This window comes from Gracilimonas tropica DSM 19535 (assembly GCF_000375425.1).
GTDB classification, from domain to species: domain Bacteria; phylum Bacteroidota; class Rhodothermia; order Balneolales; family Balneolaceae; genus Gracilimonas; species Gracilimonas tropica.
Window position 1 is genome coordinate 507,825 of the sequence record NZ_AQXG01000002.1, and the last position, 13,445, is coordinate 521,269.

Below are 13,445 nucleotides of genomic sequence, written 5' to 3' on the forward strand. Positions count from 1 at the left end.
AGGGCTTCAACCTGTGAAGCCCTGATCAAAATTAGTTGGCCAATTGTATTCCGGGAATTTTCCGGCGGGCATATTCAAAAGCACCAAATAAGGCTCCCGAATAGATCAAATCTCCCGCAACTGTGTAATGGAAGAATGGAATTCCGGCTCCGTAACTCATCAATAAACCGGAAAGCGTTTGGGGATACATCGGACTTCCAAGCCAAGCTCCAAAATTGGTTACCAGAAAAAATATAATAGAAGCACTAAAACTACCGGCAATAACTGTTTTGAGATTTACTTTTTTTAGAATAAAAATTCCGGCTAAAACAATTAATGCCATTGAACCATACATCCAGTAAAAACCGGGAGTAAATAACACGAAACCATCATAGAATGAGGCAAAGAGTATGTTATTTACCAAAATGTCGCTCACAAAAAAGGCTGCTAATGGTAATAAGAAAGAAAATTTCTTATCTGAAAAATAGGCGGCTCCAAAAAGAGACATAGCACCGATCGGTGCAAAATTATAGGGATGGGGCACCATTCTTGAGAGTGCGGCAATGAGTATGAATCCGGATAAAACTAAAAAACGCTTTTTATTCATTGATCTGATAAATGCTTGGTTAGATCTTTAAAATAAAAAAAGCATCGCCTCAAATGAAACGATGCTTTGAATTAAATTCGGTTAGCCGAAATTTTTAATACGTACCGGAATCTGTAGAGACTGTTGAATTTAATTCAAGGTTCAAATCTACTTTTACCTCATCTCCAACTACCGCAGTAGCCGCCCAATCACCGGTTCCTACTTTATAATCGGTTCTATCCAAAGTAGTTGAAGCGGTAATACCTGCAACTTTTGTTCCTTCTTTCATTGGATTATCCATGATACCAAGCAATTTGAAGGGAAGTTCAATTTCTTTGGAAACATCCTTAATGGTAAGCGTTCCTTTGGCAACAAATTCATTTTCTCCTCTTTTTTCTATGTTGGTGCTTCTGAATTTGATCTGCGGCCACTCTTCAGCATTGAAAAAATCAGGTGTTTTCAAGTGTCCGTCTCGGCGCTCATTTTCTGTATCAATACTGTTTACCATGATCTGCACATCGATCATGCTTTCTTCGAGGTTTTCAGGATCAAAGTTCACTGTGGCTTCATAGTCGTGGAACTGTCCATTAACCGGAGTAAAGAAGTGCGTAATTTGAAAATTGATCGCACTGTGCGCTTTGTCGATGGTCCAGCTCATTGCTGCATATTTTGTCATTGCCAGTGTGGATACCGCAAAAATGGCTACAGCAATAAAGGTGGTTATTTTATTAAGAATTCTCATTTGATGAATGATTTAATATTTAGTGTTAAAATTTCTGAGTTAACAGAAGCAAAGATAAAATCATTCTGTTTAACATTAAACTATTTGATATTAAATTTTATCTATCAGCACCATTGCCAATGTTAGAACATGTAAAACAAAACCTCATAAAGAACATTTCCATCTAATTACGGTTTGCATTAGTACATAAAAGCATGTTAGTTAATGCATTATTTAACCGATACTTAATATCAATCCATTTTTAATTATGACAACTCTCTTAAAAAACTCTTTAACTTTAATCTTAGGCCTCCTATTCATTTCGGGTTCTGCTCTTGCACAGCAACAGCAAATGCCTCCCCAGCCAAAACCACTTAGTCCTGAAGAGGTTTCGGACCAAGATCTTCAAATGGTGGCAAATGTATCCAAAGCTGCAGAAGGTATTCAGCAGGAAGCTAATTCCAGGATGAAAAAAGTCCTTGAAGACGAAGGCATGCAATTCTCTCGCTTTCAACAGATTATGATGGCCATGCAAAATCCACAAATGTCGCAACAAGTTGATGTAACAGAGGAAGAGCAAAAAACCATTCAGACCGTTCAACCCAATCTTCAAAAAATTAACAATGAGGCACGTTCAAAGTATGTGAAAGCGATTCAGGATGAGGGCTTAACTCCTCAAAAATTCCAACAACTTGCTTTGACGATTCAAACACATCAGGAAGTAGCTGATCGTTTTGAAGAAATAAGTGCGGAAGGTGACTCTCAGTAAGTGGAGAACTAAATAGTCTCCCATAGTCTTTTAGCCCGGCGTTGTTAGCCGGGCTTTTTTATTTGCTTACCCATTTTGAGCCTTTCAGTGTAAACCTCCAGGGCAGTTTGGCATCCTCGCCCGCATACTCAACTCCAATACGAGGACTAGCCTCAATATCCATTCCTGCTCCCTTTTCACCTTGTTCTATCCAGATAGTATCTCCCAGCAAATCCGTTTGATCGAGTTCAGTAGTCAGCCCTAAAGCTTGTGATAATTTTCCCGGACCGTTGCTTATCACGGGTTTAAGCATATCCCTGTTCCTTCGTTCAAGCATATATGAAGTGCCTTCATCCGGTTCAATAGCACGAATTAGGATGGCATCTGCTAATCCTTCCCTGTTTGTCACAACATTGAACAGATGGTGAATTCCATAACACAGATATATGTAGGAGTATCCCGGAGGGCCGTATAGCGTTTCGGTGCGCTTGGTTCTCACCTCAGGATAGGCATGGCATGCGGCATCGGTTCGGCCGTTATAGGCTTCGGTTTCAACAATCATGCCGGACGTTTTTACCCCATCAATTACGGTACATAATCGCTTTCCGATCAACTCCCGGCTGATCTTTACCACATCATCCCGTTCATAAAAAGAGCGTGGAAGTTTCTTAGCCATCAGGATATAGCTGTGTATGGATTCTCTTCAATAGAGGGACGGTCCATCAGATAAATATCCTTGTAAGCCCGAGCTATCATCCCGCTTAAAACAAAAAGCAAGGCGGTATAGAAAGTCCAAACCGTCAGAATGATCAAGACCGTATACCCTTGATAAAAGTACCTGTAAGTTGCAAAAGCATATTCCATATACATACTGACACCATATTTTGCTATCTCAAAAAGTATGGTATAAACACCGGCCGCGATCAAAGCTATTCTGGGTTTGATCTTCCGCTCACTTACAAACCTAAAAACCACATATACCACAAAGAATGCGAGGAAGATCGGCAGTAAAAAATTCAGGAAATCATAAATCCAGGGTAACTCGATCACCATATCTGTAAAGGGAATATCGATCTGGCTAAGGTTAAACAGTGAGATCGTAGAAACAGCCAGGCTAAAAGTCAGAAAGACGATCCCAATCACACTAAATCCAAAGAAATTATAGATCACATCCATAATTGGATGCTTCCTCTCTTTGATATCGAACACATCAAAAAGTACGTGTTTTAGGCTGTGGAGCAATCCTTGTGTAAAAAACAGAAGTACCACAATACCCACGATCCCGAAAATACGTCGGGCCCCTATCAATGGTTCAAGCAGGGTTTCTATGGTGATGGCGCCCCGAAATACATCATCACTTTGCGTTTCATAGGTGAAGCTGGGGAAAAATTCACGGCCATATCTCACAATTTCATTGAAAGCTTCTTCAGCCGAAAGCAAATAACCAATAATCGAGATGAGGATGAGCACAAACGGTACTGCACAAATAAATAAATTGAATGTGATAGCCGAGGCGTTGAAGAAAATATCCTTCTTGCTTGCCAACTTAAGTACTCGTTTCCAAAATTGCTTTTGTTTATCCAAAACGTGCTTTTGATTAGTGAGCCGTTAAAATTCGCAGGATGAACGGTTAAATACAAGCAGGGATTTTTGATATGAACAGTTTGCTGTAAGCCTATTGCTGAAAGAAATAGGTCAAAGCGAATCTGGCCTTAGAAAAAAGCGTTTAGAAGATTACAGAATGAAGCGCTAAGAAAGAAGTCATTCCGTGAACTAACCTTGAAAATTCCACTACCGTAAATGGAACATTGACTTCTTTTAGCGTAATGGAGCAAGCTTTAGCTTTTTTCTATAGCCTTGATCTTTTGCTTCGTTTTGGATCAAGCCAAAATGAAGAGGTTGCTTCAATGATTTGGGATATGATCTTCAATTACATTTCAATTAAAGATCTCGCTCAAATCCCCTTTAGTTTTTCAGTCATTTCATTGCTAAGTTCCGCATTCAAAAATCAGCAATCTAACAGCTTAAAACACCTATTTTACAGCGCATGGCTGGCAAGAAAAAACAAACTCCGCTGATGCGGCAGTATTTTCAGATCAAAGACGAACATCCGGGCACCATTTTGCTTTTCCGGGTAGGAGATTTTTACGAGACTTTTGCCGACGATGCCCAACTCATCAGCAAGGAATTGGGAATTACGCTTACCAAGCGCAATAACGGCGGCGACCAAACTCCCCTGGCCGGATTCCCTTACCACGCGCTGGATAATTATCTTCCTAAGCTGGTCAAAAAAGGGCATAAAGTAGCTGTTTGCGAGCAGACCGAAGATCCGGACGAAGCCAAAAAAGCCGGACGGAAAATTGTAACCCGAGAGGTGACCGAAATCACAACGCCCGGCGTCACCATGTCGGAAAAGTTGCTGGATCATAAGCGGAATAATTACATCGCTTCCCTGCATTGGGATGGCTCCACCATCGGTGTGGCGTTTTCGGATATTTCTACGGGTGAATTTGCGCTTAGTCATATTAAAGAAGAACATTTGGATAATTTCCTGGCGGCCATTCAGCCTTCGGAGATCCTGGTTCAGCAAAAGAAGAAAAACAAGCTGGATGAATCGCTCACTCACCACAATATTTCCTATATCGAGGATTGGGTGTATGATGGCGATTACGGCTACAACTTACTCACCGATCATTTTGAAACCCATTCCCTGAAAGGATTTGGAGTCGAGAATCTGGAAATTGCTCATGTGGCAGCGGGTTCGCTAATGCATTATATGCAGGAAACGCAGAAGGCGTATTTACGTCACCTGCGCCGGTTGTATGCCTATGAAAGCAATGAATTCATGAGTCTGGATGCGTCTACCAAACGCAACCTGGAACTCACGGCCAGCATACAGGAAGGCGGAACCGAAGGTACGTTGATCTCGATTTTGGATGATACTTGTACGGCCATGGGTGGCCGATTATTGAGAAGATGGATCATGCGTCCGCTTAAGCGACTGAAGCCCATCCAACAGCGCCTGGATGCCGTCGAAAAACTCTATAACAGCAACGAGATCCGTAAAACGCTGCGGGAAGAACTCGAACAGATCGGTGATATGGAGCGACTCATTTCCCGCATTTGTGTCGGACGGACCAACGCCCGTGATGTTGTTCAACTGAAGTTATCGCTGGCTCAGATCCCAAGACTTAAAAGTCAGATCTCAGCTATTGATGATCCGCTGCTGCAAGATATTTTATCACGACTGAAATTGTTGATTGAAGTGCAGGAACGCATCGGTTCAGCCCTGAAAGAAGATCCGCCGGCCAGTGTGCGCGATGGCGGGATGATTGCCGATGCGTTCAATGACGAACTGGATGAACTTCGTGATGTGGCCAAGAACGGGAAAAAGTATATCGCTGAGATCAAAGACGATCTGGCTAAAAAACACAATATTCCTTCACTAAAAATTGGCTACAACAAAGTGTTTGGTTACTACATCGAGGTGACCAACACGCACAAGGATAAAGTGCCCGAAAGCTTCATCCGTAAGCAAACGCTGGTGAATTCTGAGCGGTACATTACTCCGGAATTGAAGGAAGTTGAGGAGAAAGTTTTATCGGCTGAAGAACGAAGCAAAACACTGGAATATGAGTTGTTTGAAGAACTCCGACTTTGGGTCGCTGAGTTTGCCGATGACATCCAGCAGATCTCCCAAGCCATTGCCGAACTCGACTGTTTACAGGGATTTGCTGAAGTCGCCTTCCGGAATAATTATGCCAAGCCGGAAGTGGGCGACCATGAAGAAATTGATATCAAAAAAGGCCGGCATCCCGTGGTTGAAAAATCACTTCCAATGGGTGAGCCGTTTATTCCCAACGACATCAAGCTGGATAATGAAAACGATCAGATTCTCATTATCACCGGACCGAATATGGCGGGTAAGAGTATCATTTTGCGTCAAACGGGACTGATCGTCTTGCTGGCTCAGGTGGGAAGTTTTGTCCCGGCAAAATCGGCCAATATTGGATTGGTGGATAAGATCTTCACCAGAGTGGGCGCTTCCGATAATCTGGCTGCAGGAGAAAGTACCTTCTTGGTGGAGATGAACGAAGCCGCCAATATTTTGAATAACGCCACTCCCCGATCCTTGATTCTTTTGGATGAAGTCGGTCGTGGTACTTCCACTTTTGATGGATTGAGTATCGCGTGGTCTTTGGCGGAATATTTGCACAATCACGCTCCCGTAGCTGCCAAAACATTGTTTGCCACCCACTATCATGAATTGAATGAGCTGGAGCAAATGTACGAGCGCACCAAAAACTACAACGTGCAGGTGAAAGAGCACGACGGAAAAGTAGTTTTTCTGCGTAAATTAGTGGCAGGAGGAGCCGATCACAGTTACGGAATTCAGGTAGCTGATATGGCCGGATTACCACAGGTGGTGATCGAGCGAGCGAAGGAGATACTGAAAAATCTGGAAAGCCACAGTCTCGATATCACCAACAAAAATGGTTCGATTGAGAAGGAAGCATCATCCAAAAAAGAAGCGACTAAAAATCTTTCAGAAAAAGTAGAAAAGCAGCCGGAAACTTCCCAGATGTCTATGTTCCAGACTCATGTGGATCCGCGCATTGAAACCGTACTGAATAAACTCGAAGCGACTGATCCTAACAGGATGACACCGATCGAGGCGCTGATGATGATCACGGAATTGAAGAAATTAGTCGATTGAAGAAAATTGCTTTATTAAGCCAGTGAGAAAGTCCTCCCTTGAGGGAGGTGCCGGAGTGAGTGAATACGAACTCGGAAGGAGGGTGTTTGTGGTAAAAGTATCAAGGCCTTGGCACCAACACCCCACGAAATTCAAAAAAGGAACAACTTTTTTGAATTGTTCTCCCCTCAAGGGAAGACTCATTACAATCCCAGATTATTCAGAAACTTTATGCCAGAAACCAAAGCTCACAAATCCGGATACGTTGCCATCATAGGGAAGCCGAATGCGGGGAAATCTACGCTTATGAATTACATTTTGGGGGCTAAGATCTCCATCACCACGCACAAGGCGCAGACGACCCGGCATCAAATCGTAGGCATCTTTTCGGATGAAGATACACAGATCATTTTCCTGGATACACCGGGCGTTATTTCTCCTAAATACGAACTGCAAAAGGCCATGATGAAAACGGTTGAGCGGGCCCGTAGTGATGCCGATGTAATTCTTTTCATCCACGATCCGATGGATAAGCATCCCACCGATGACGTGATCGAGCTCATCAAATCCATTAACAAGCCGGTGTATTTGGTGGTCAACAAAATGGACGTGGCCAATGAGGAAAAAGCGAGGGAGTCGGCTGAGGAAATTGAAGCAAAGCTGAAAATTCGTTCCACACATTACGTTTCTGCAACGGCGGGAACCGGAGTGAAGGAATTGATGGAAGATATACGAAGCAGTTTACTGCCCGGGCCTCCCTTCTACCCCAAAGAAGATCTGAGCGAACATCCGGTTCGGTTTTTTGTTTCCGAGCTGATCCGCGAGCAGATATTCCTGCAATTTCACCAGGAAATTCCGTATTCCTGTACCGTGGAAATTGCCTCTTACGATGCGGATGTTGACATCGATCGTATTCTTGCCGATATCATAGTAAATCAAAAATCACAAAAGGGAATGCTAATTGGGAAAGGAGGTTCGGCTATCAAAGAACTGGGGATTGAGGCGCGTAAATCCATCGAAGAATTTATTGGCAAGCAGGTGTATTTAGAGCTTCATGTTAAAGTCCGCGAGAAATGGAGAGAGAAAGAAAATTGGGTACGGAATCTGGGGTATGGGAAGTAGTGGACTGGAAAGTGGATGACACGGATTAAGCGGGCTATCGCTTTTCGCTGATTGGTTATCGTGATGGTTTCATGCGCATTCCACTCTCATCTATTCTCTATTTAAAATTATTTATCAAGAGAAAATCTCCAGAAGATAGAAGACGATCAGAGTTTGGAATCGATCCTGAAATCCAGCTTAAGTTCAAAAAAGAATAGCCATTTAAAATCCATGACCAACCGCAATATTAGCGTCATATTCATTTCATCAAAAAAATAATTTGCACCATCCAAAATCTTGCCATAGCTTTTAAGCCATGAAATTAAACGGACAAAATATCATAAGCTCTTCTGCAATTATGTGTTGCATGTGTATGTGCATGGCGCAGACATAAGGGCTAAGATATATTTAACATTTTCAAGCCCTTTTGAATGCAACTCAGAAGGGCTTTTTTGTTGATTTAATTTTCAATGTTCTTTTAACATACTGTTGCATTCTCATTACGAAAGGTGGAGGGATCAGGTCCTTTGAAGCCTTGGCAACCGTCTCCCGCACATAGAAATTATGTCCGGGAGAGAAGGTGCTACATCCTGCCCCCTAATCATAAATTTTATGTGCGGGAGGAAAAGATGAGTTCGATAAGCCCCGGTTTTGTAAGAAAAGCCTCTTTCGGATTCATCTCTGAAAGAGGCTTTTTTGTTTTGCAATGAAGTCTCACAGAGGAGAATCATCAGTCACGATTCAAACAAAACAATAAATCACTTACTCAAAACCAACTATCATGAGCAACGAAAAAGAAAACCGAGACTTTAAATTTGAAACCCTCCAACTGCATGCCGGGCAGGAACCCGATTCCGCTACCGGCTCGCGCGCTGTGCCGATCTATCAAACTACCTCTTTCAATTTTGATGACACTGAGCACGCAGCTAACCTGTTTGCCCTGCGCGAATTCGGTAACATCTACACCCGGATCATGAATCCCACTACCGATGTGTTCGAAAAAAGACTAGCCTCCCTTGAAGGAGGAACAGCCGCATTGGCAACTGCATCGGGTCAGGCTGCCCAATTTTTAGCGATCACCAATCTCGCAGATGCCGGAGATAATATTGTTTCTACTCAAAACCTCTATGGAGGAACGTATAACCAATTCAAGGTTTCCCTTCCCCGATTGGGAATCAACGTGCACTTTGCAGAGGAAGAAACGGTGGAAGCATATGCCAGGCATATTGACGATAAAACCAAAGCTATTTATGTGGAATCCATCGGAAACCCCCGTGGAAATATTGCTGATTTCGAAGGACTCTCGGCTCTGGCTATAGAAAACGGTATCCCTCTCGTGGTTGATAATACGTTTGGAGCCGGTGGAGCTTTGGTTCAGCCTCTAAAGCACGGAGCCAATGTGGTTACCGCTTCGGCTACCAAGTGGATTGGCGGACACGGAACGTCCATTGGCGGAGTGATTATAGATGGCGGTAATTTCAACTGGGGCAATGGAAAATTTCCGGGTTTCAGTGAGCCCTCCCCTTCCTATCATGGATTGAATTTCTGGGAAGTTTTTGGAGAAGATGGTCCTTTTGGAAACATCGCTTTTGCCATTCGCGCAAGGGTTGAAGGGCTTCGTGATTTCGGCCCGGCTCAATCCCCATTCAACAGTTTCTTGCTGCTTCAGGGATTGGAAACACTGTCTCTGCGGGTTGAACGCCATAACGAAAATGCCCTCAAATTAGCTCATTGGCTGAAAGATCATGACGCCGTAGAGTGGATCAACTTCACAGGACTTCCAGATCATGATTATCATGAAAGAGCTAAAAAATATCTAAAAGAAGGTCACTTTGGCTCGGTATTTACATTTGGCGTAAAAGGCGGCTATGATGCAGCTCGTGAGTTCATCGAGAACGTGGAACTGTCAAGTCACCTTGCCAATGTTGGGGATGCCAAAACGCTGGTCATCCACCCGGCTTCTACTACGCACCAACAGCTCAATGAAACTGAGCAAAAAGCAAGTGGAGTAAAAGGAGATTTGATCCGGGTATCGGTTGGTATCGAGCATATCGATGATATTCTTGAGGATTTCGAAAAAGCGTTCTCAAAAATTAAAGTACCGGCTTAATTGTCCATCACTCAACTTGGGGACGGGGAATGATTCCTCGTCCCATTTTATATTGAATAAGCATCATGGACTCACTTAACAGGCATACATTCAAAGATTCTTTTATTACAGAATCAGGAGTTGAAATTCCACAACCCCGGATCGTCTGGCGAACTTGGGGAAAGCTCAATAAAGCCAAAGACAATGTGGTATTTATTTGTCATGCTCTCACCGGAAATCCCCATGCGGATGATTGGTTTGGAGGGTTGATCGGTTCTGGTAAATCCATTGATCCTGAAAAGCATTTTATCATTTGCCCGAATATTCTGGGAAGCTGCTATGGAACTACCGGTCCTGCATCCTTCAACCCAAAGACGGGTAAAGCGTGGCAAGCAGAATTTCCTGAGATCACCATTCGGGATATTGTCCGGTTCAATCAAAAACTGCTTGATGAATTAGAAATCAACAAAATTGAATTGGTGATTGGCGGATCACTGGGGGGAATGACGGCGCTGGAATTTGCGATCATGGATGAGCGAATTCAAAGAGCAGCCCTTTTTGCGATGGGCAAAGCGCATACTCCCTGGGCTATTGGAATCAGCGAAGCACAACGACTGGCTATTTCCGCAGATAAAAACTGGAATCATGGTTTTTATGATCAAGATCAACCTCCGGCAAAAGGACTTGCAGCAGCAAGAGCAATGGCAATGATCACCTACCGAACTCCGGAGAATTATCAGCAAAAATTTGGGCGGGAAATTCACCCCGAAAAAGAAATTTTTCAAGTTGAATCGTATCTGAATTATCAAGGCAAAAAGCTGGTAGAACGATTTGACGCTAACGCTTACATCTCGCTTACCAAAGCTATGGATAGTCATGATATATCTCGTGGACGAGGAACTTTTGAAGGGGTTTTAGGAGACCTCCGCAGGCCGGTTTTAATTGTCGGGTTTAACAGCGACAAGCTCTACCCGATAGAAGAACAACGCGAATTGGCAAAACTCATTCCAAGCAGTCACCTGGCAGAATTGGAATCTCCTTATGGGCACGATGCTTTTCTGATCGAATTTGATCAGCTAAATATTGAATTACAAAAATTTTATCACTCACTCACCGAAGTACAATAAACCTATGTCACTCTCACTCAAAAAATCATCTACGGAACCTCATACCGACTTTTCCATCAAGAATAAAAAACTGCATGTTTTTATAGCTGGGATTGGAGCTGTCGGGGGAACTTTAACGAAACTGATCAAAGGTCTGGATCATCAGCAATTTGAGGTAAATATTATTGGCGTTTGCAACAGCAAATTTACCAAATGGCACCCCGATATTGATTACATCACAAACGGCAAAAAGCTTAAGGAAGGCGAACCTACTGACTGGAACTCCATTCCGGATGAACTGGTAGATCGAAACGAAGGTAATCTCATTTTTGTGGATGCCACAGGAAGCGAAGTCGTGGCACATCAATATCAGCATTTGCTGAATCATGGCGTACATATTGCCACGCCCAGCAAGCGGGCAAATACTTTTGGACAGGATTATTTCGATCACCTTATAAAAGCCAATAATTCAGGTAAAGCACAATACCGATACGAAACCGCAGTAGGAGCCGGATTACCTGTCATAAGCACCATCAAAACTTTGCTCAACAGCGGTGACGAGATCACTGAAATATCTGGAGTGGCTTCAGGAACCATGACTTTCTTATTCACCCAGCTCCAAAACGGAATACCCTTCAGTGAAGCTGTTCGTAAAGCTAAGGAAGGCGGATATTCGGAACCGGATCCCCGCGATGATCTTTCCGGCGAAGATGTAGCCCGAAAATTTCTGATCCTCGCCCGTACCTGTGGATATACGTTTGAGCGAAATCAAATTCGGGTGGATACATTGGTTCCCGAAAAATTAATTTCTTATTCCATTGAAGACTTTCTCGAACATCTTCCCGATTACGACAGCCATTGGAAAAGCCGCAATGCTCAGGCTTTGGTCAACAACCGGAAGTTGCGATATGTGGGCAAATTCACCCCAGAAGGAATTGCCGTTGGTGTGGAAGAAGTGAAAGGTGATTCTCCGCTGGCCAATTTAAAAGGAACCGATAATCTTTTGCAGATTTACACCAAGCGTTATTCGGAATCTCCCATTGTAGTGCAAGGCCCCGGTGCGGGCCGCGATGTAACGGCTGCCGGCGTTTTAGGAGATATTATTGATATTGGAGGGTTTATAAAGGAGAATTAAAAATTTAAGATTCAAAATTTTTAATATCCTCTGTGGATTTTGCATATCTCTTTTTTTGAAACGACATTCCTCAAAATAATTCGATTTTATGGAACTGTAACCTATGAGATATATCGCCCTTTTCTTCATTGCCATCCTTTCCTTTCAAACTATTGATGCCCAGGAACGACAACGGCCTCGTGAACTCGGTATCACACCGGGAATTTTGACGCCGGGATCTTTGAACGCCATCACTGATGTGGAAGGAGTGAAAGTTGGTCACCGAACGATTATCGAAGGTAAAAATATCCGAACCGGGGTCACGGTGATTTTGCCTCATGATGGAGACCTTTTCAAATCCCGGGTTCCGGCGGCAGTTTATGTGGGAAATGGTTTTGGGAAAGCCCTTGGGTTTACACAGGTCCAGGAACTGGGTGAAATTGAAACACCGATTGGACTAACAAACACGCTTAGCATACATACCGTAGCAAATGGAATTACAGATTATGTTCTGCGTCAGCCTGGAAATGAAAACGTGCGATCCGTAAATCCCGTGGTTGGAGAAACCAATGACGGCTGGCTGAATGACATCCGCGGACGACATGTAACCATGCAGCATGTGTTTGATGCCCTCGAAGATGCCAAAGGCGGTCCGGTTGAAGAAGGGAGTGTGGGCGCCGGAACCGGAACTTCGGCCCTGGGATATAAAGGCGGGATTGGAACTTCATCCCGAAAACTTCCGGAAACATTAGGTGGATATACTGTAGGGGTTTTGGTGCAATCCAATTTTGGAGGTGTACTTTCCATTGACGGAGCTCCTGTGGGAGATGAGCTCGATAATCACTATTTGTCGGGTCAGGTGCCTTATAATGTAGACGGTTCTATCATGATCGTTGTTGCTACAGATGCCCCGCTCCTTTCCCGTAATTTAGAGCGACTCGCAAAACGTGCTTTTCTGGGAATTTCGCGAGTCGGTGGATTTGCCAGCAACGGCAGCGGCGATTATGTGATTGCTTTTTCTACTTCGGAAGAGGTGCGCATCGATGCCAAAAAATCCGGTTCAACCCAAACCTATACCGAGCTGAATAACTCAGCCACCACGCCTCTTTTTCTTGCAGCAGTCGAAGCCACTGAAGAAGCAATTCTCAATTCCTTATTTATGGCGACAACGATAACAGGTGATCGCGGTCATACCCAGGAGGCGCTTCCCATTCCTAAAGTCTTGGAAATAATGGAAAAGTATAATCTCTTAGAACAGTAGTGTTGAAACCCAAAAATTAGTTCACTTGGGATGGTCTCCCACAA

General features: G+C 43.6%; 11 protein-coding genes and 1 riboswitch. Of the genes, 7 read left to right on the forward strand and 4 right to left on the reverse strand.

The window, feature by feature from the left end:
* Nucleotides 1–31: 31 nt before the first annotated feature.
* Nucleotides 32–586 (reverse strand): DUF6580 family putative transport protein, encoded by a 555-nt coding sequence (locus B151_RS0105885; protein ID WP_020402684.1) that lies wholly within the window; start codon nt 584–586, stop codon nt 32–34.
* A 94-nt stretch (nt 587–680) separates the two neighbouring features.
* Entirely contained in the window at nt 681–1,307 is a 627-nt protein-coding gene (locus B151_RS0105890; RefSeq protein ID WP_020402685.1) for a YceI family protein, read from the reverse strand.
* A gap of 247 nt (nt 1,308–1,554) precedes the next feature.
* On the opposite strand from B151_RS0105890, the gene B151_RS0105895 reads away from it, so the two are divergent.
* Nucleotides 1,555–2,055 carry a DUF4168 domain-containing protein gene (locus tag B151_RS0105895; RefSeq protein WP_020402686.1) on the forward strand — a complete coding sequence of 167 codons (501 nt, stop codon included), beginning with the start codon at nt 1,555–1,557 and terminating at the stop codon, nt 2,053–2,055.
* Between the two features lie 58 nt (nt 2,056–2,113).
* Here the strand turns inward: B151_RS0105895 and B151_RS0105900 are convergent, their stop codons facing one another.
* Nucleotides 2,114–2,710, reverse strand: coding sequence for a DNA-3-methyladenine glycosylase (locus tag B151_RS0105900; RefSeq protein WP_020402687.1), 597 nt, complete (start codon nt 2,708–2,710; stop codon nt 2,114–2,116).
* The gene (locus B151_RS0105905; RefSeq protein ID WP_020402688.1) at nt 2,710–3,618 is read right to left on the reverse strand and encodes a YihY/virulence factor BrkB family protein; all 909 of its coding nucleotides are present in this window, start codon (nt 3,616–3,618) and stop codon (nt 2,710–2,712) included. The genes B151_RS0105900 and B151_RS0105905 overlap by 1 nt, the downstream gene beginning before the upstream one ends.
* Before the next feature lie 463 nt (nt 3,619–4,081).
* On the opposite strand from B151_RS0105905, the gene mutS reads away from it, so the two are divergent.
* The 6 genes from mutS (at nt 4,082) to B151_RS0105945 (ending at nt 13,401) form a co-directional block, all read left to right on the forward strand.
* Nucleotides 4,082–6,751, forward strand: a complete 2,670-nt coding sequence (mutS, locus tag B151_RS0105915; RefSeq protein WP_026166515.1) for a DNA mismatch repair protein MutS — start codon at nt 4,082–4,084, stop codon at nt 6,749–6,751.
* Between the two features lie 210 nt (nt 6,752–6,961).
* The gene (era, locus tag B151_RS0105920; protein WP_020402691.1) at nt 6,962–7,852 is read left to right on the forward strand and encodes a GTPase Era; all 891 of its coding nucleotides are present in this window, start codon (nt 6,962–6,964) and stop codon (nt 7,850–7,852) included.
* A gap of 473 nt (nt 7,853–8,325) precedes the next feature.
* Nucleotides 8,326–8,467: riboswitch (SAM riboswitch) on the forward strand.
* Between the two features lie 145 nt (nt 8,468–8,612).
* A complete protein-coding gene (locus B151_RS0105930) occupies nt 8,613–9,941 on the forward strand; it encodes an O-acetylhomoserine aminocarboxypropyltransferase/cysteine synthase family protein (protein WP_020402692.1) in 1,329 nt (442 codons plus the stop codon).
* A gap of 65 nt (nt 9,942–10,006) precedes the next feature.
* A complete protein-coding gene (gene metX, locus B151_RS0105935; RefSeq protein WP_020402693.1) occupies nt 10,007–11,047 on the forward strand; it encodes a homoserine O-acetyltransferase MetX in 1,041 nt (346 codons plus the stop codon).
* 4 nt (nt 11,048–11,051) lie between these two features.
* On the forward strand, nt 11,052–12,161 hold the full coding sequence (locus B151_RS0105940; protein ID WP_020402694.1) for a homoserine dehydrogenase family protein: 1,110 nt from the start codon (nt 11,052–11,054) through the stop codon (nt 12,159–12,161).
* 103 nt (nt 12,162–12,264) lie between these two features.
* Nucleotides 12,265–13,401 carry a DmpA family aminopeptidase gene (locus tag B151_RS0105945; protein ID WP_020402695.1) on the forward strand — a complete coding sequence of 379 codons (1,137 nt, stop codon included), beginning with the start codon at nt 12,265–12,267 and terminating at the stop codon, nt 13,399–13,401.
* Nucleotides 13,402–13,445 lie beyond the last annotated feature (44 nt).

Excerpts from the sequence above, each read along its gene's own strand:
- B151_RS0105885 (WP_020402684.1), bottom strand. The coding sequence starts at position 586 with ATGAATAAAAAGCGTTTTTTAGTTTTATCCGGATTCATACTCATTGCC.
- B151_RS0105890 (WP_020402685.1), bottom strand. The coding sequence starts at position 1,307 with ATGAGAATTCTTAATAAAATAACCACCTTTATTGCTGTAGCCATTTTT.
- B151_RS0105895 (WP_020402686.1), top strand. The coding sequence starts at position 1,555 with ATGACAACTCTCTTAAAAAACTCTTTAACTTTAATCTTAGGCCTCCTA.
- B151_RS0105900 (WP_020402687.1), bottom strand. The coding sequence starts at position 2,710 with ATGGCTAAGAAACTTCCACGCTCTTTTTATGAACGGGATGATGTGGTA.
- mutS (WP_026166515.1), top strand. The coding sequence starts at position 4,082 with ATGGCTGGCAAGAAAAAACAAACTCCGCTGATGCGGCAGTATTTTCAG.
- era (WP_020402691.1), top strand. The coding sequence starts at position 6,962 with ATGCCAGAAACCAAAGCTCACAAATCCGGATACGTTGCCATCATAGGG.
- B151_RS0105930 (WP_020402692.1), top strand. The coding sequence starts at position 8,613 with ATGAGCAACGAAAAAGAAAACCGAGACTTTAAATTTGAAACCCTCCAA.
- metX (WP_020402693.1), top strand. The coding sequence starts at position 10,007 with ATGGACTCACTTAACAGGCATACATTCAAAGATTCTTTTATTACAGAA.
- B151_RS0105940 (WP_020402694.1), top strand. The coding sequence starts at position 11,052 with ATGTCACTCTCACTCAAAAAATCATCTACGGAACCTCATACCGACTTT.
- B151_RS0105945 (WP_020402695.1), top strand. The coding sequence starts at position 12,265 with ATGAGATATATCGCCCTTTTCTTCATTGCCATCCTTTCCTTTCAAACT.